The 16471-nt window shown below is 57.9% G+C and carries 17 protein-coding genes; 4 read left to right on the forward strand and 13 right to left on the reverse strand.

From position 1 onward, the window contains the following. Nucleotides 1-18: 18 nt before the first annotated feature. From OIM94_RS00315 to OIM94_RS00355, 9 genes are all read right to left on the reverse strand, one after another. Nucleotides 19-3894: a tape measure protein gene (locus OIM94_RS00315; protein WP_264608154.1), complete on the reverse strand. Its 3876-nt coding sequence runs from the start codon at nt 3892-3894 to the stop codon at nt 19-21. Between the two features lie 377 nt (nt 3895-4271). Then, nucleotides 4272-4712 (reverse strand): hypothetical protein, encoded by a 441-nt coding sequence (locus tag OIM94_RS00320; protein WP_264608155.1) that lies wholly within the window; start codon nt 4710-4712, stop codon nt 4272-4274. A 122-nt stretch (nt 4713-4834) separates the two neighbouring features. Further along, nucleotides 4835-5770 carry a phage tail tube protein gene (locus OIM94_RS00325; protein ID WP_264608156.1) on the reverse strand — a complete coding sequence of 312 codons (936 nt, stop codon included), beginning with the start codon at nt 5768-5770 and terminating at the stop codon, nt 4835-4837. A 74-nt stretch (nt 5771-5844) separates the two neighbouring features. Then, on the reverse strand, nt 5845-6267 hold the full coding sequence (locus OIM94_RS00330; protein WP_264608157.1) for a phage tail terminator-like protein: 423 nt from the start codon (nt 6265-6267) through the stop codon (nt 5845-5847). After that, nucleotides 6264-6578, reverse strand: a complete 315-nt coding sequence (locus OIM94_RS00335; protein WP_264608158.1) for a hypothetical protein — start codon at nt 6576-6578, stop codon at nt 6264-6266. The genes OIM94_RS00330 and OIM94_RS00335 overlap by 4 nt, the downstream gene beginning before the upstream one ends. Beyond that, entirely contained in the window at nt 6575-6925 is a 351-nt protein-coding gene (locus OIM94_RS00340) for a hypothetical protein (protein ID WP_264608159.1), read from the reverse strand. Before OIM94_RS00340 ends, OIM94_RS00335 begins: the two co-directional genes overlap by 4 nt. Beyond that, complete coding sequence (locus OIM94_RS00345; protein WP_264608160.1) at nt 6925-7317, reverse strand: hypothetical protein; 393 nt, start codon at nt 7315-7317, stop codon at nt 6925-6927. The genes OIM94_RS00340 and OIM94_RS00345 overlap by 1 nt, the downstream gene beginning before the upstream one ends. An 87-nt stretch (nt 7318-7404) precedes the next feature. Next, nucleotides 7405-8412, reverse strand: coding sequence for a major capsid protein (locus OIM94_RS00350; RefSeq protein ID WP_264608161.1), 1008 nt, complete (start codon nt 8410-8412; stop codon nt 7405-7407). Nucleotides 8413-8558: 146 nt separating this feature from the next. Beyond that, on the reverse strand, nt 8559-9194 hold the full coding sequence (locus tag OIM94_RS00355; protein ID WP_264608162.1) for a kinesin: 636 nt from the start codon (nt 9192-9194) through the stop codon (nt 8559-8561). Between the two features lie 70 nt (nt 9195-9264). Between OIM94_RS00355 and OIM94_RS00360 the strand changes: the two genes are divergently transcribed. Continuing rightward, nucleotides 9265-9690, forward strand: coding sequence for a hypothetical protein (locus OIM94_RS00360; protein ID WP_264608163.1), 426 nt, complete (start codon nt 9265-9267; stop codon nt 9688-9690). Here OIM94_RS00360 and OIM94_RS00365 read toward each other — a convergent pair. Both OIM94_RS00365 and OIM94_RS00370 read right to left on the reverse strand, forming a co-directional pair. Further along, complete coding sequence (locus OIM94_RS00365; protein WP_264608164.1) at nt 9679-10674, reverse strand: minor capsid protein; 996 nt, start codon at nt 10672-10674, stop codon at nt 9679-9681. The two genes, OIM94_RS00360 and OIM94_RS00365, sit on opposite strands and share 12 nt — an antisense overlap. A gap of 74 nt (nt 10675-10748) precedes the next feature. Beyond that, nucleotides 10749-12146, reverse strand: a complete 1398-nt coding sequence (locus tag OIM94_RS00370; protein WP_264608165.1) for a DUF4055 domain-containing protein — start codon at nt 12144-12146, stop codon at nt 10749-10751. Nucleotides 12147-12293: 147 nt separating this feature from the next. Between OIM94_RS00370 and OIM94_RS00375 the strand changes: the two genes are divergently transcribed. Next, the gene (locus OIM94_RS00375) at nt 12294-13073 is read left to right on the forward strand and encodes a hypothetical protein (RefSeq protein WP_264608166.1); all 780 of its coding nucleotides are present in this window, start codon (nt 12294-12296) and stop codon (nt 13071-13073) included. Here the strand turns inward: OIM94_RS00375 and OIM94_RS00380 are convergent. Then, entirely contained in the window at nt 13070-14476 is a 1407-nt protein-coding gene (locus OIM94_RS00380; RefSeq protein WP_264608167.1) for a phage terminase large subunit, read from the reverse strand. The genes OIM94_RS00375 and OIM94_RS00380 overlap by 4 nt on opposite strands. 82 nt (nt 14477-14558) lie before the next feature. Here OIM94_RS00380 and OIM94_RS00385 point away from each other — a divergent pair, with 82 nt between their 5' ends. Together OIM94_RS00385 and OIM94_RS00390 are read left to right on the forward strand one after the other, a co-directional pair. Beyond that, nucleotides 14559-14900, forward strand: a complete 342-nt coding sequence (locus OIM94_RS00385) for a hypothetical protein (protein WP_264608168.1) — start codon at nt 14559-14561, stop codon at nt 14898-14900. A 132-nt stretch (nt 14901-15032) separates the two neighbouring features. After that, nucleotides 15033-15500, forward strand: coding sequence for a surface-adhesin E family protein (locus OIM94_RS00390; protein WP_264608169.1), 468 nt, complete (start codon nt 15033-15035; stop codon nt 15498-15500). Nucleotides 15501-15619: 119 nt separating this feature from the next. Here OIM94_RS00390 and OIM94_RS00395 read toward each other — a convergent pair whose 3' ends face one another. Next, a complete protein-coding gene (locus tag OIM94_RS00395) occupies nt 15620-16267 on the reverse strand; it encodes a recombinase family protein (RefSeq protein WP_264608170.1) in 648 nt (215 codons plus the stop codon). Nucleotides 16268-16471: the final 204 nt, after the last annotated feature.

Raw genomic sequence — 16471 nt, forward strand, 5'->3', positions numbered from 1 at the left:
AGCTATTTACGCGCCTCATCAAAAAGCCTGATTCACACGACCATCCTTGGAGTACGTCGCGCTGGACGACATTGCTGCGCCCTGGTTCTGCGTGAGAGCACCGGACGAAACCGCATTCGCGATCACGCGCAGATAGTCGTTGGAAATGCCAATGGTCGCCGTCACCGCGTTGGTCTGATCGGTGATCGCCTTCGTGGTGCCGTCCGCGCCTGCTGCCGCGTTGAACGCCGTGGTCGCATTGGTGATCGCGCCGGTTGTCAGACCCTTGAGCGTGCCAACGATGTCCTGGAACTCCGTGGTGTTCGTGCCGTAGACGTTGCCCGCGTTGCCCATGATCTTTTCGGCCAGCGAGGTGAAGGCGTCCTGGTCGATGGTCTTGCCCGCTGCGACGTCGGCCTTGAAGCTGTCCAGCTTGGCGAGGTTCTGCGTCAGCTGGGTCAGTGCCGTGACGCCGCCACCGTCGCCGTTCAGGCTGTCTAAGAGGTTCTGGAAACCGGACACCTGATCCTTGAGAACGGCATCCAGCTTCTTTGCGCGGTACTCGTCCAGCTTGGTGAGATCGGCAGTCGTCGCGCCAACCTCGACCATGCTTTTTCGCAGCGCGGCCAGCGGCGTGGTGATGCCATCAACGGCAGCGCGAATAGGATCGGTCAGCGCCTTATAGTCGTCCTCGAAGGACTTCATCTGGAGCGCGGTGTTAACGGCCTTATCGACGTTGCCCGCGTAGGCTTTGAGCGCCTTGTTCATCAGGTCGCTTAGACCCGTGATAGCGCCATCTAGGATCGCATCCTTGATCGCAATCGTGATAGCCTGTGCTTCGTCCTTGCCATCATAGAGCAGACCGCTGATGCGGCTGGTCTTCTTGCCATCGACGTTGCTGGAGCCGGTCGAAGAAACGCGATAGCTGTCCTTGTACTTGCCGATGGACACCATGAAGTTGCCCAGGTCGCCACCCAGCTGGGTAGCGATGTTCTGCAAGCCGGTCTGGATGGAGCCCGCCGTGCCGGTGAGCGCCTCACGCACGCTCGCCTTGTTGCCGCTGATCTGCGCATCCTTGCCGCTGGTGATGATCGCCTTGCCGCGCGGCGCGCTGGAGAAGAGGTTGCCGATGATGCCGCCGCCGATGCTGCCCAGCACGGAGCCCAGGGGACCGAACGCGCTGCCGAGTGCGCCACCAATCTGCGAGCCGGTGCCGTTGAGCTTGATGCCGACCGCACCGAGCACGCTGTTGGTCAGCGAGCCAATCTGTGCGCCAGCTGCTGCCGTACCGGCAACCTTGCCCAGCGCCTGCATGAAGCCGCCGTTGTTGCCGGTGAACACGCTCTTGAGATCCGAGAAGCCGTCACTCATGGACTTGAACGGCTTGGCCCAGGTGTCCGACTTGAAGAGGCTGTCCAGCATCTTCGCCGCGCCACTCTGCGCGCCGGTTCCGAATGCGGTGTCCTTACCGGCTGCGTTCTTGCCGAGGAGGCCGATGATCGAGCCCAGCGGACCAGCCTTGGTCCAATCGCCCTGTGCTGCCGCGTTGAGGGCCTGGACCAGCTTGCCAAACTTGCTGATGGCCTGACCCATGACGCCGCCGAACTGCTCGCCAATCTGGTCGATGCGAGCGCCGAACTCGTCCTTCCAGCGGTTGGCAACCTCGACACCGGCCTTGCGGAGTGCGTCAACGGCTTCCTGGTACTGCGCCTGCGTGAGCTTGCCGCCATTGTTGCCGCCGTTCCACAGCGTGTCCAAATCCTGACGGCTCTTGCCGAGACCAGCAATTTCCTGCTGGCGTGCGAATGCGGGGCTGTACTGGCGTGCCACGTCCAGGCCGCGTGCAAGCGAAGCGTTCTGCTTCTCCAATACTTGTGCGCGCTGCTCATCAATACGAAGCTGCGCCTCTGCTGCCTTGTAGCCAGCACTCTGGAGGTCCACGCCCTGGCGCTGCGCGTTTAGTCGGAAATCCGCGATGGTCTTCTCTAGCGCCAGCTGCTCGTCGGTAGCACCCAGCAGCTTGGCACGAAGCTGCGATTCCTGGTTGGCCAATTCCGCACTGCGCTTGTTGTGATCGTCCAGCGCAGTGGTAATGAACTTTGCGGTGCGAGCCTTCTGCATCAGGAGGCCGATGGATGCGATATCGAGCGCATTCAGTTCATGGCCGAGGATCTTTTGAAGCTCTAGCTGTTTGCGGTAATCCTCCGCCGCCAGTGGCAGGCGCTTGGCGGTTTCCACTTCGCCCTTGAGAGCGTCCCAGAATTCCTTCTCGCGCTTGGCGCGGCGTTCGGCTTCGGCAGCTTCCTTGTCTTTTTTGTCCTTGTTGCTCGCCGGATCGGGCTTCCCATCGGTGCCCGCGTCCAGTCTTGGCTTGACGGTGGTGCGACCGAGAATTCTACTGATCGAAGCATCTGCGCCCTTCTCGTCGCCGTAGATCGAACCAGCCTTGTCCGAGATCGAGCCGACAACCTTGCGCGTGCGAGAGCCCGTGTTCGCTACGGCGCTGCCGGCGGTGCTGAGCGCCTTGCTCAAGTCGGCCAGCGACTTGGCATTCCACATCATCGCGATGGACTTGCCCAGACCGGCGAACATGTCGCCAATGTCCGCGATCACTGCCGCGAAAATCTGGGGCAGGGACGACGCAACGTATTTGCCCGCGCGCAGAATGCCGACGATGCTGTTTGCCCAGCTGCGGCCGCCCTGGTCGAAGCTGATGCCCATCCATTTCAGCAGATCGCCGAACTGTTCGCCGATAAAGCCGCGCACGTTGCCCGCGATGGTGCCGATTGCACCGAACGTGGCACCGACAACCGAGCCGAACACCTGTGTGCCCTGGCCGAGCAGGTTGAACGTGACGGTTAGCCCATCAAGCAGGTTCTGGAGCGCGGACGCCTGACCGATGCCCGAAAAGACCTGGCCAAGCCCGTTGAGGATCGAGCCCACGCCCGAAATAATGCCGCCCACGAAATTGCCGATGGACGCCATGAAGGGAGTAATGACGCTGATGCCGTTGGCGACGGCCTTGGTGATTTCCTTTACAGCCTGACCGAGTGCGCCACCACCGATGGCGGCAAGCATCTGCTGCATGTTGTCCTGGATATTGGAGAAGGCACCCTTGAGGGTGTCCATCTGCTTGGCCATCGCGCCGCCGAACGCGGTCTTGCCGATGTTCTCCAGGTACTGAGTGATTTCCTTGCTGTTTTTGCCAACCGTGGTGCTGACACCCTGGAAGGTGAACTTGACCTTATCACCCTCGGTCTTGGACTTGATGCCGAACTCCTTGAGGCGTTCGAACTCGCCCGTTGAAGCGTCCGCGACGGCTTCGATCATCTGGTTCAGGCTTTTGCCCATCGCGGCAGCGGTGTTGCCGAACGAGGTCAGTCGTTCCTCGGTGGCAGAGAGGCCCAGGTTGCGGAGCTTGCGGAATGCGTCGATGGATTGGCCAAGGTCGAAGGGGGTCTTGTTGGCGAACTGCACGAGTGCGGCGTAGCTTTCCTGCGCCTTCGTTGTGCTCTTGGTCGCTGTCTCCAGCTGCGCCATCCACTGTTGTGTCTGGGATGCAGCGTCGATAGCCGCGACGCCAATGGCACCGATCGCGAGCGCAATGCCGCCGATGATGGCGGCTTGTGGACCCATGCGGGAAAGGGTGTTGAGGAGATTGCCGACGCCGGGGATTGCGCCAGCGGACTTGCTACCGATCTCTTCGAAGACCTTGCCGAGCGCGCCGCCGTGACCGGCTGCGCTGTTCATGCTGGAGCCGAGGCGGTCGAATGTGCCCTTTAGATTGTCGTTGGCTGCACCGATAGAGCGGGTCTTGCCGCCGATGCTATCCAGAGCCCGGTTGACGCGGTTTGCACCAGTCTCCGCACCATTGGCGACAATATCAATTCTAATCTGTGCTGTTGCGTCGCTCATGGCGCCTCCCTGGCAAATACCTGTGCGGGTATTTACCGGGAGGGTTTGAGGTTATGAGGATTTGCTACTTGCTTTCGCGTTCTGCTTGGACACGAAAAAGCTATCTGCGCGGCGCATGATGTAGGTGAATGCGCTCATCTCGTCCTGGTCTAAGCCTAGCTCAACATCGGCATACCAATGCATCTTGCTAATGGGGATCGGACCAAGCGCCATTCCGTTTACGCGTTCAGTGTGAAGATCCCAGAAGCTTTCCCAAAGCCACGCTTTGGCCAGCTTGGGGGCGCTTTCGAGTCGGCGTTTAGCAAACTCAATTCCTTTCCCGGCGTCCTCGGTGAGTTCCGCGCCCCCTTGGAAGACCCACCAGTCGAGAAAGGTGATTAGTTTCCCGCGTCTTCTTCCTTGGTCGCGGCTGGAGTGATCGCGCGGTAATTCGTTACATCCTGACTGCGGGCAACAAGCTCGTTGGCGAACCAGGAGTTGTCGTCGTCGTTCAAATATTCGAAAGCCAGTTCCTTGCTGAAAGGAATTTCCTTGTCGTTCGCATCCAAAACGCCGGTCCAATTATGGACGCACATCTGAACAAATCCATAAAGATGCGCGTTCTTGCCCTTAGCCTGCACATCGTTCGCGTGTTCGCGTTCGAAGCGCTCGTTGGCGACTTTGAGATATTTGTTGTGAATGTCGAACAGTGAGGTCGTCCAGGTGCCGTAGTCGTTGCCGTTCTCGTCAACGATGTGGTGAGCCACGCCGACAGCCGCCTTAGCGGCATCGAAGCGCATGAACTTCTTGAAAACAGGCTTTGTCGATTTGGTAGTCATGGTGTGTAACCCCTTTGTTGTTAAAGTACGCATCTATTTACCGAGACGCAGATGTGGAAATGGGCAGCCCGAAGACTGCCCATTCCTGTGACCGGAGTTGCAAAGGGGAGTGGTCACAAACCTTATAGCTGGGTGATGTAGATGTCGCCGCCGCCAGTGCCGTCATAGGCACCGCTTACTTCGATGTTGACGTACGCGCTTTCGCTATCAAGTTCAGTCTGTGGGATGCTTGCATGGCCAAAAATGAAGAAGCCATAGCCTGCACCAGCAGTGCCAACGTTGAAGCTGAAAGCCTGGCGCTGACCAGTCAGTAGGGTGTCAATCACCCAAGTGTCGTCGCGGTAGACGCGGATCGTCAGCTTCACATCGCGCTGGTCGCTTGGGGCGTTGCCAACCGAGACGTTGGTACCCAGGACGTAGCGGTTGTTTCGTGGCTGGCCAAATTCGAGAGATAGTGACTTCCAATAAACGGTCATGTTACCGGCGATATTCAGCGAGTTCACATCAGCGCCAGTGAATTCGTAAGCTGTCGAAAGAACGTCCGTTGGAACCAATGCGCTGTCAGTTTGCAGCTGGTCCTCTGCTGAACTGAGGAAATCAAATGCGACGTTGACGGCCGAGCCAGCCTCTGCCGAAATCGTCGCCTTCGTCACTGCGCTGCCCTTCGCGGTGCTAAGGATCGCCGAACCTGCTGCACCGGGCTTGAGCAGCTGGAGAACCGAGAATGTGCTGTCGGTAGTGCCCGGCTTTAGTGTCTTGGTGCCGGTGGTGGTGAACTTACCGCGCAGAGCGCCTTCCAGAAGCTGCGAATATACCGGTGAGAACATCATTGGCATGTTGATGGTGCCAGTGCCCGATTTTGGACCTCTCTGTAGACCATTCTTCGCGCCGTTCGGACGCTTGGTGTTCGATACAACGTCTGCGCTGCTAAATGCGATCGGGTTCTGGTTTGCTGCAACGGGGAGTAGGTAGCGGGAGCCAGTTGTAGGAGTGGTTCCTGCAACGGTCTCCAGCAGGACGCTGTACTGAACGTCCGATGGATTGATAATCTGTGGCATGCTGCCTCCGAGAATAGCTATTGTCAAAGGCACTAGGCCCGCAGCTATTTATTTGAGCACTCGGAGGTTGCTGCTTATTGGTCCGTTGTCTTTCGATTGGAATGCCAGAATGCCGTCGCATTGATGAGATGGAATTCCTGATCGCCACGTTTGTAAGTGCTGGACGTACTCTTGAGATTCTCCACGACAACCTTCTTGTCCGCGCTGCGCCAGCCACGGAACAATGCGTTGAACTGGTCGCGAATGTCGTTGCCCGGCCCGGTGTAGAGCCCCTTGGGGATGAAGATCTGGAGCGTTGCAGTACCGCGCTGTTTGTAGATGGGGTTGGGGCCGAGCGTGTATGTCTCGTCAAAGTTCGGATTGACGATCCAGCGCGTCCATACCTTCGTCTCGTCAATCGCCTGATCGGGCTGGTTCTCCACCAGCAGCTGGATTGCCTCCGCGTCCATGTTGTCCATGAGGCGATTGGTCAGCGCGGTGATGTCTTTCTGGATCATGGCTTGAGCCCTTTCACGGCGGCCACGACGGCATTCTCCACCCAACCAGCTGGAGCCTGTGGGCTGTGACCGTTGGCGAGCGCGCCCGCATATTCGGTGTTGTTCTCGATTTTGCCGTTCTCGAATGGCTTGGTCGGCGTCTCCACCGTCCAGGCACCGCGGAACTTGCCGGTATCCACGGGGCTGGCCATCACGAGGTTTGCATGAGCATCGAGCGTGACCTTCGCGGCCACCTCGACGGTCTTCTCCTCGATCATCTTGGTGATCGCGCCGCGCTTGCCCACTAGATCGGAGAGGTCGATTTTGATCATGCGACCTCCGCGATGTAGACGATGGCCTGGCCCTGGGGCGCAATGCGCGTGACCTTGCCGATCTGCCAGCTGAGCGAGCCCATCGTTAGCGTGTCGCCCTGGTGGGGCTCTGCGAGCATCGTAGCGACGCTTTGCAGCGTTTTGCGGCCATCGGAGCCCGTGACCTCGATAGGCCCCACAACGGCCTTCGTAGGGCGTCCTTGGGGCTGTCCGCCGGCGGCTACGCGACCGGCACGCTTTGCGGCCAGGGAGGTATCGGTTGGGGCCGTACCGATCAGCGTGGCGTCCGTGCCCAACTCCGTGAGCAGCTCGATCGCAAGGGGATAGAACTCATCATAGAGGCTCATCAGCGCACCAGCTTTCCAAACGAGACGGTGGTTGCAGTGGTAGCAACCAGGAACGGGCGGATGGTCGCGGTGATGTAGGGGTAGGGGTCCGTGTTGCTCTGGAAGTACTCTGTTTCCTTCTTCATGCCCGCCAGTTCCTTCTTTTCCATCTTCACGGCCTGTGGTGCGGCCACTGGAGCGGGGTCGGTTTGGAACGTCGCAGCCAGTCGGCAAACCAAGCCGTCAAAGATGCGCTGCTCGTCCGTGGTGAGATTGGTGCGAACCTTGTAGACAGAGCGGATGTAGTCCTCTGCATCCTGCAAGAGTGCGGATGCTTCGGTTGTGTCCAGATTGCTCCAAGCGGTATTCCCGCGAGCAGTGTTGTAGGAATTTGCGAATGTGACTGTAGCCATGAAGAACCTCCACGCTATTTAGAGGAGCCCGAGACGACGAAGGCCGCCCTCCGAAGAGAGCGGCCCTGTGCGTAAAACCTCTGCCGATTAAGCGTTGGTCTTGAGGATTGCGATTGGAACGTTCTTGCGTTCGAAAGAACGAGTGAACGCGCCAGCAACACCATACTGCGCCAGGGTAGGCGACTTGGTGCCTGCCGAAACAGCCGCAGCGCAGCTGAAGCCGATTGGGTGGATGATGAGCTGCTTACGCGAGTAGAGGCGCTCTTCACCCCAACCATTACCAGCAGCAGGGTCACGCCACACTTCGGTGCCGTTTGGTGCCGATGCTTCGCCGTAACCAAATGCACCCTCACCGAGAATGTATGTGGTGTAGGTCTTGCGATTGGTTCCCTGCACAACTGGGACGTCATCGTCAATGATGACGCGCTTACCGTAGTAGGTCAGAAATGGGTTGACGGCGCTTGGCTGGACGAAAGCAATCTGCTCTTGCTTCATCAGGTTTGTGTAAACCTGCGAGTGCATGACGATGACGCCGAGCTTGTCCATTGCGTCGCCCATAGTCTGAAGAGCATCAAGGATAGTGCCGAAGTTGACCGACTGAGCAGCTGTTGGAGCGCCGGTTGCGTCGTTGCCGAGCGGAAGGACCATATCGCCGCCATTCGATGCAACGTTGGTCAGTTCGATGCCCTTCAGCTTAGCGAGGACGTTCTGCTGGTAGTCATGTGCCCAATAGGTGCCGACGATGCTCGCGGCGTAGTCAAGAATAGGAGCGCCGGACACCGACTGTGACAGCTGCATGACCGACCAATCCTTCTCGCGGTAATCGGTGCGACCAATCTGCGAACCAGCGGTGAGATTTGCGGGAACCGATTTAACCGAAGGATCGTCCGAAGCTACGTTGCTCTCCGACCATGCGAAGGGGTTGAAGTGAGGAGCTTCGAACACAGCGCCACCAGCGGCGGCGTGCTTGTCCATTACGTCCATACGAGCGATTACGTTTGAAGTGATAAGGGCAGACTTCTTCACAGTCTGCTGGCGAGCGTAAGCGTCAAATGCCTTGGGCTCGATGATGTTCAGTAGCTGAGTGGTTGCCATGTTTGGCTTGACCTCCGATTTGATGTTACCAACCGGGCAACATCAATCGTTGCCGGGCCAATCCTTTTGACTGGCCCGCTATTTAGTCTGGCTATCTAGAGAGGTGCGGAAACAGGGTGGTAGCTTGGACTACCACCCCATTCCGATTAGATGTTGTTGAGGTAGCCGTTGCCGGTCTCGGTCGCCCAAACTGCTGCCGCTGCTGGATCCGTCTGCTTGAGCGTCTGGTAGTCGCCCAGGCTGAACTCTTTGCCCGCGACAGGGTTGGTCTTGGTGCTGGTGTTGCCAGTTGCACCGCCGCCGCTGTTGTCGCTTGCGCGGCGGAAGTGAGCGCCAGTCTCACCGCCCAGATACTCGCCAGCGAACTCGCCAATGGGCCTGCCCTCGATGGTGGCGACGCCACCTTCGTACTGAACCTTGGTCTTGAGCAGCGCGGTCACTGCCTCGGTCATCTCTGGACGAACATTGCCCTCCGCGAGAGCGCGGGCAATCTCGTTGTCCACGCGGATGGTACGCAGATCGGTGTCCGCTGCATCTAGCTTTGCCTGTAGCTTCTGGAGTTCCTTGGCGTGTGCTGCCTTGAGGGCTTCAAGATCGCCGCCCCGCTCTGCCGCCTGCTGCGCAGCTTCATCGGCTGCATCCTGGGCTTCCTGAGCCTTCTGCTTGACCTTCTGCTTTTCCGCTAGAAGTTCCTTGTTCTTCGCCTTCACCTTCTCAAGTTCAGAGCGAAGTTCCTCAATGCCACCTTCGTCGGTGATCTGGTTTTCGTTGGTATGAGACATTTTTGTTCCTTCTCGGCACTGCCGTTTCCGGTTACTCCCACATGGAAGCGCAACTATTTACCGAGGGGGAATGATGTTCTGTCCAAATGCCAAAGACTGGGGCAACATCGCAGACTGGGTTGCGGGGATTGGCTCGCTTCTGGCTGTAGCTGCCGCAATTTGGCTCGCTTACCGGCAAAGTTTGTTGGCGAACCGCTCTGCAAAAAAGGTCCGACGCAGCTTGATCGCGGAGGTTATGCGGCTTGTTGCCGAAATTGAGAATAACGCGAGAACGCATTCGAAAGCGAAGATATTGGATCTCTGCGATCACCTGAGAAGTATGGGGGACTTGGCAAAAAATGACCCTCAATTATTCGGGGAGATTGCAATGAGCGTCCGGCAGGCTTCTTTCACACCTGAAGACACAGCGCACAATAGGGAGGATGCGGGGTTTGCTAGAATTGCGTTGGCCATGCAAAAACGGCAACAGGTATTTCGTGAGCTGTTAAAGGATTGACGAATATCTAGCTTTCAGCTGCTCCAGAGTGAGGACTGTTCCATCCTTCTTGATGAAGTCCTGTAGGTTCAGTTTGCCGTCTCGCCACATCTGCGCGCGGGTCGGACCCAAGATCGTGTTTTGCGTCTCGTCGCCCTTGTCGCGCAGCCAGCTGGCGAAGGTCGTCTCACCGGCAACCTGGCCGTCCATGCTCGCACGTTCGGATGGGCTTGCCTCGTCGGCATTAACCCCAAGCTCGCGAAAGCTCTTGGTGACCGCCACGCTGATCGAGCGGCAACGGACGTGGCGCGGTGGGATCGGGCCTTCGCCAATGGGGAAGACCTGACCGGATAGCGATGCACAGGTGATCGTCGTGCGGCTGTCCAGGGTGCTGACGAACTGCCAGCCCTTCACGACATGCGCGTTCGCCTTCCAGGTGTGCTGCGCTGCCTGATTGCTCACATGGGTGGTTGCGGTGCGCACGATGGCATCCGCCGAGCGACGGCTGATGTCGAGCACGCCATCGGAATAGCGGTTGGCCTTGGTGCCACGAATGCGCGCAACGATCTTGTCCGTGCTCTCGCCCTGCACGAGCCCAAGTCGGATGGCCTGGCTAATTCGGTCGATGCGACCTTGCTCCATGCCCTGCGTCCAGCTGGCCAGGAGCCGCCCTTCCATGGGCGCTGTCTCCACGATCGCGCGGAGCATCGCCGGAGCGGGGAGGGTGGTATCCACGCTCGCGATGATCGACGCATCGAGCGCGCCTTTTTGGAAGACCGCTTCGGCCTTCGCGAAGTCGGTAAGCTCGTCGCTCAGCTGGTCGTGAACCTGATCGTAGATCGCGCCATTAAGTGCGCGGACCTCCTCCAGCATCTTTTGCAGGCGCGTGGTGGTCTTCGGCCCAATGTCGAAGCCGCGTTCCTCGATGTTGGCGAGGCGACCGGCAATCTTCTCCAGTATGTCCGCGTCGGCGCTGTTGAGCAGCTGAACGATACGTTCGGACAAGCCCTTACCGTATCGTCCAAGCTCGATGGCGTGACGGATGGCCCTGTCGCGCAGCGCTTCATTAGCGGTTGGCATTAGAGCACCGTTGGGCGGTCGGCCGCTTCCATCTTGGTGCGCTCGATTTCGCCTTCGATGTCCAAGGCTGGGGAGAGGATTTCACCATCGCGCAGCGCAAAGAGCAGCGTTTCGTGCGTGATGGCACCGGCCTGCCACATGCCCATGAGCGCAGTCATTTCCTGCGGCGTCATCTGCTGCGGGAGGAAGTCGGTGTTCAGGCTGTAGGTCAGGTCCGCATTTGTGGGATCAGCCCATAGCGCGAACTGGCGCAGCACCTTTTCCAGCTTGCGCGAGATCGTGCGCGTGAAGCCGGCGAGCGTTGCGTTCTCTGCTGCACGGCGCAGCATCTGCGTTTCTGCTGCCTCCGGTGCGGGCTTTTCCGGTGCAAGGATCGAGTGACCGATGGTGGATAGCTCGTCCTTGATGTTCTTGAGCTTGTTTTCGATGACCGACGCGCCCTGGCCCTTGAACTCCAGGTATTCCGCGACCGTATCCGGCTCCGGGAAGATCCATGCGGCGCCGGGTGCAACGTTGAGCTTGATGGGAATCTCTTTGCCTGCGTCGTCGGTCTGGGGCTTGAGGCCGCGGACAACGGGGATTGGAGCGGAAAGGAAATACAGGACGCTCGTGAGCAAGCCTTCCACGCGGTAGTGCTGGAGGTTCAGGTCCACTGAGTGCTGGAGGATCGACGGGGTAGGGACGAGCTTGTCGGAAGTGCTGACCAGCACGAAAGGAATCTCGGAGAGCGGAGCGCCATTCCGGGTTGGCGTCTTCACCGGGCCGGGAGCAAATCCACCATCGGTGCGCGTCCAAAGGCGAACCTGATAGACGCCATCATTGAGCATGAGTTCGCGAACCGCTGCACCGTCATTTTCGAGCAGGCGCACGCGAACAATCTGACGGCTGTTGCGAACGAGGCCGGGGGTGACTTCCAGGATCGTCTCACCGGAATATCCCGCAATGCGCGGACGATAGCCCTTCTCGATTTCGTTGGCGGCGCTCAGTCCGGTGAACGCCTCGCGCTCGGGATGATCGACCAGCAAGCCGGTGAAATTGGTGATCATGGTTTCGCGGACCACCCACTCCGCTAGATCGTCCAGGCTCTCGCCGCTGGGGGTGATCAGCTGGGAGAGGGTCTGCACGCGGGCGCTCCCGCTGTTCAGCTGCGCACGCTTGCGGAAGATCAGACCGGAAAGGCCCTGCGCGATCTTGCTCGCGGCGGGCAGAAAGCCGGTGCGCTCCAGATGGGCGCGATACTCCGCGTCGGTGTCCTCGGGGTTCGCGGCTGGAAGGTAGACTTTGCCCTGCGCTTTGACAGCTTCTTCGCCATCCAGGAATGCGCGGTTCTTTGCCCAGCGGGCGTATGCTGCACGAATAGCTGGGGTAGGCTCGTTGATGTTGATTTCGATAGGCACTGTATCCTCTTGCCAATGGCACTCAGGGGCGCGTCACGGACGCCAGGAGGCAAGAGGGCACGGCCCCACCGCCGTGCTATTTACGTCTTCACGCTAATCTGCTGGATTGTTCGAGCTGAAAGATACTCGAAAAAAAGCGAGGCAAAAATGGGTGACGGCAAGGCTCAACCTGATCAAAGCTTGGCTGAGGCGAGAACTTTTGCGTACCAATACTGGTCCGAACGATATGCGGAGGCTCGACTAGCTTCGAAATTCGAAGAGGAGATTATGGACGAGGCTCACGACCTCGTTCAATTTGCCGTGACTGCGGACACTCGATCGTCAATGATTCTTCTCGTGTCATTCTTGGAAGACACTTTGAAAAAGGTGTTCGTCAATGAATGGAAGATCGAATCAAAAAAGGAAATGGACAGATTTTTTGGGGGTTCGGGGCCATTGGCTACTTTTTCACAACGAGCATTGGTGGCGGCAGGCGTTGGTTGGATTGAAAAAGAAGCAGTAACAGAGTTCGATACGCTAAGGAAAATACGCAATACGTTCGCTCACGATCATCGTATGATCAAAATCGAGGGGTCAGATCTGGTTGGCCTGGTAACCTCGCTTCCGCCCCGTGAGCAGGTTTGGCTCTATAAGGAGGAGTATAAGGACCATTTCGAGAAAGCCGACGAAGAGACGAAACTCAAGATGCGGGTATTTTGCTCCGGATTGATGTTGGTCGCACATCTCCTTCTTAACTCAAAAATGATTGCCACAGGAATACCTAAGGGATTTAGATCTGGTTCGGGATTTAAGAACAAGTTTGAAATTGAGCAAGCCATGATTGATGCAACAATAAGATACTGCTGGATCGCAACGGGGCAAGTTTATGAGGGGAAAGTGTACGAATATCGGAGGTCGCGCGATATTTCACCGAAGGTCGGCGATTAGCGCAATCTGGCAGTTCTGATCGGGGTGTAGCCCGCTGTCCGCTTTTGCTCATGTGCGAGGTCGAGCAATTCAGTGATGCCCCATACAACCGCGTCCATGCGGTCTGGGGACTTGCGGCGGCTCGCCGGACTGCCGAAGTCGCACATCTGCTGCTCCAGCTCCTTGAGCGTTCCAACGTGATGAACAACGCCGCGCTCGTACTGAGCGGATACCGGCTCTGCGCGAGAAGCCTTGCCGCCAGTGGTCGCATTAGCGGAGACGAATTTGAGAGGCGCAGCCGGGAAATGCTTCCGCAGGGTCGCGTCCAGCCACAAGCCGCCCTGGTTCTTCTCCATGATGATGCGGCTTGCCCCCCAGGCGCGGAACGCCTCTTCGATGGCCTTGCAAGCTGCATCCGGCGTGTAGCGGTCGGATAGATCGTCCAGGACGTAGACATGCCCATCGCTGGTGATGCCCTGAACGGTGATGCCGGTGAGGTCGCTCTTGGGATCGGCGGTAACGGCTGGATCGCAGGCGATGGTGACGCGCTGGAGATTGATGTCTAGCTCGCGCAACATCGCCAGCACCTCGGAGGGTTCTGCGACAGTGGCGGGCTTGGGAATGCGGTTGTCCCTGAACATCGCCTCGGTGAAGAGCGCGTTCTGGTTTTCGTCGGACCACTCACCCGTGACATAGCGACGACGGCTTGCCGCGCTACCGGCCATCAAGCTCTCGATGTAGTCTTCGTGGAGATTGGCCTTGTTGGCTTCCGCCTCCATCTTGAACGCGATCCACTGGTCCGCGTTGTGGAGTGCGTCACCGTCCTCGGGGTTCACCTTGGTGATGAACGCCTTGTACTCCCAATCGCTGTAGAAGCGCGGGTTGCAGTCGAAGAACATTTTGTTCTTGAGGATTTTCCCGTCGTCGGTCTCATTCCTGGCGCGCAAACGAGAAAGCAGAGTGGAAACCTGCTGGTATGATAGACCATCCTCGTTGCACTCGTTGATCCAGATGGTGTTAAATTCGTCACCAAGAACCTTCGTCATGCGGTTCTCGTCCAAGCCATCGAAGAACAGCTTGGAGCCATTGGCGAACGTCACCGTCATGGTGGATTGGCTGATTTGCAGCTGGTTCTTTAGCCCGGGCCAAGCCTTATCCAAAACCTCGTGGAGTGTTTTGTCGAAGAGAGTCTTCTCGCAGGAGTTGCGTGTAAGACGGAAAATGGCATGGCGTGAGTTTGGCGCACGATTGGCACGCTCGATAATCACGTCCATCCAGTAGAAGCTCTTGCCACCACCAGAACCGCCATAAGCCAGGAAGAACTTGTAATCTGGACTGGTGACGATCTTGTGCGCTCGAACCTGATCCGGGTTGCGCTTGCTGATATCGTGACGGATGCCTTGTAGCGGCTTTGTAGACTGCATCGCCTACTTAGCAGAATGAGCAATCTTCGGCTGACAGCTACATCAACTGGCTATACGTGAACTTTCCTCAGAGGAGGAATGTATGAAGTCACTGTTGATTGTTGGAATGATGTTTGTGTCGGCTCCCGCATTTGCGCAGGATCGCCACTATGAAGAGTTGACCGCTCTATCGAAGGCGTATCAGGCTTGCTTGGTGGAGAAGGCAACACAGCTGGGCAAAGGCAACACCGAACCAGCCGAAATGGTGTTCCTGGCTGCACAAGCGGAGTGCGCAGCAGAGCGAGGGGCTATCGTGGCCAAGGCATATGGCACGTACTCGCGGCAAATGGCGGCGGATATGGTCGGCGGGTTCACGAAGGCAGCGGAGGAGGGCGGTAAGCCGGATGCCATGCTGGCATTGCTCAAGATGCGCACGGCCAAGTAAAAATGAAAATGGCGGGGCATCGTCCCGCCATTTCCACGAGCGGCTGGCTAGCGGTTGCGCTTTTGGCTAATCGTGGGGCGAACGAGCAGCGTGGGGCAACGCGACGGCTCGGGCATTTGAACGGGGGTAGGAATGATAAGCGCGATTGTGGCGGCGATGTTTGCGCTTGGTGGTCCGTCGTATCAGGAAGGCACGCTCTGGGCGGCCACTGCGGTATCCAAGGATAATTCAGGTATGACTTACCTGGATTTATCCAGCATGTCCAAATCGGGTTCGCTAGTTCGCGCGTGGACCGCGACTGTATTCACAAATTCATTCAAATATGGAAATAAAGATGTTTTCGCTATGCGCGATTTTGTGGAATTCGACTGCGAGCAGCGGAGGCAACGCGCTGTAAGCCGGATTGCGTATTCTCGGGATGGAGAAGTCGTTACTCAATACAACCGGGAGGATGCAGAGTGGTCCTACAATCCACCGGGTACGACGGGCTTTGGAGCCATCCAGGTAGCTTGTGGCTTAACTGAACCGCAAACGCTGACCCCTGGGTCTGATCCAATCAAGATGATCGACTTGATAATCAGCACACTTTCGAAGAAGTGACAAAAAATTCGACGGTGCATTCACTTTTGGAAATGGCTGAAAATACCATGGTGGCTGCGCACCTCGGTTCCTGCAAGGGCACGTATATACACCCCCTCGGTCTTCACTCTTCCGCCTAGTCAACCGAGAATGCGACGAACCGAAGCTGGATACCAGTTGCTACCCTGTGCGGTCTTGATGTGCCGCGCATTCAGGTGGTCCGCGATACCCTGGAGTGTTGTTGCGCCTGCTGCTCGTGCTGCTTCGACGTGGGGCATGAGCAGCGCCTTCCGCTCCTCCACCCGTGCCTGTCGCACTGCAATGCTTCTCTGACGCCCAACGGGGCTCACGGAAGCCAAGTTGCCCCGATCTCCTCCCAACTTGCGTCCGCGTCGCTTTGCTTCTGCAAGAGCTTCCTTGGTGCGCTTGCTGATAGCCTCACGTTCCCATTGTGCCAGCTGCGCCATTAGTCCGATGGTGAGCCTATCGGCGTGCGGCATGTCCGCGAATGCAACAGCCTGACCGCTATCCATGAGGGTGTTGAGGAATGCAGCATTGCGGCTAAGTCGATCCAGCTTGGCTACCACGAGTGTGGCACCAGTGAGCTTGGCGTATGCCAGTGCGGCTTCCAGTTGTGGTCTGTCGTTGCGCTTGCCGCTCTCGACCTCGGTGTACTCTGCTATGGGCTTTGTATCCAAGAAGTCCGCAACGGCTTTGCGTTGTGCCTCAAGCCCTAGTCCGCTGTTGCCCTGCTTGGCGGTGGATACGCGGTAGTAAGCAACGTGCATGTTCTATCCTGCTGCATTGTCCCTTGCTACAGGTGTTAAAGCCATGCGTGGGGTAGGGCGAGCAGCCAGGGAAGCTCATTCAGACTGTTGGGCACAGGGGTGCATCAAGTGTGCGGAACGTCGCTCTGGCTATCACAGTGAGCGTCTGTGGGGCTCGTTGACGCAATCAAGAGCGCATGGAAAAGCCCGCCAACATTGCTGCTA

The organism is Sphingomonas sp. R1, assembly GCF_025960285.1.
In the GTDB taxonomy this organism is placed as follows: domain Bacteria; phylum Pseudomonadota; class Alphaproteobacteria; order Sphingomonadales; family Sphingomonadaceae; genus Sphingomonas.

Bases quoted from the DNA above. Each gene is read 5' to 3' on its own strand.
- OIM94_RS00315 (WP_264608154.1), bottom strand. From the start codon at position 3,894: ATGAGCGACGCAACAGCACAGATTAGAATTGATATTGTCGCCAATGGT.
- OIM94_RS00320 (WP_264608155.1), bottom strand. From the start codon at position 4,712: ATGACTACCAAATCGACAAAGCCTGTTTTCAAGAAGTTCATGCGCTTC.
- OIM94_RS00380 (WP_264608167.1), bottom strand. From the start codon at position 14,476: ATGCAGTCTACAAAGCCGCTACAAGGCATCCGTCACGATATCAGCAAG.
- OIM94_RS00355 (WP_264608162.1), bottom strand. From the start codon at position 9,194: ATGTCTCATACCAACGAAAACCAGATCACCGACGAAGGTGGCATTGAG.
- OIM94_RS00350 (WP_264608161.1), bottom strand. From the start codon at position 8,412: ATGGCAACCACTCAGCTACTGAACATCATCGAGCCCAAGGCATTTGAC.
- OIM94_RS00395 (WP_264608170.1), bottom strand. From the start codon at position 16,267: ATGCACGTTGCTTACTACCGCGTATCCACCGCCAAGCAGGGCAACAGC.
- OIM94_RS00345 (WP_264608160.1), bottom strand. From the start codon at position 7,317: ATGGCTACAGTCACATTCGCAAATTCCTACAACACTGCTCGCGGGAAT.
- OIM94_RS00385 (WP_264608168.1), top strand. From the start codon at position 14,559: ATGAAGTCACTGTTGATTGTTGGAATGATGTTTGTGTCGGCTCCCGCA.
- OIM94_RS00390 (WP_264608169.1), top strand. From the start codon at position 15,033: ATGATAAGCGCGATTGTGGCGGCGATGTTTGCGCTTGGTGGTCCGTCG.
- OIM94_RS00375 (WP_264608166.1), top strand. From the start codon at position 12,294: ATGGGTGACGGCAAGGCTCAACCTGATCAAAGCTTGGCTGAGGCGAGA.
- OIM94_RS00330 (WP_264608157.1), bottom strand. From the start codon at position 6,267: ATGATCCAGAAAGACATCACCGCGCTGACCAATCGCCTCATGGACAAC.
- OIM94_RS00325 (WP_264608156.1), bottom strand. From the start codon at position 5,770: ATGCCACAGATTATCAATCCATCGGACGTTCAGTACAGCGTCCTGCTG.
- OIM94_RS00335 (WP_264608158.1), bottom strand. From the start codon at position 6,578: ATGATCAAAATCGACCTCTCCGATCTAGTGGGCAAGCGCGGCGCGATC.
- OIM94_RS00340 (WP_264608159.1), bottom strand. From the start codon at position 6,925: ATGAGCCTCTATGATGAGTTCTATCCCCTTGCGATCGAGCTGCTCACG.
- OIM94_RS00360 (WP_264608163.1), top strand. From the start codon at position 9,265: ATGATGTTCTGTCCAAATGCCAAAGACTGGGGCAACATCGCAGACTGG.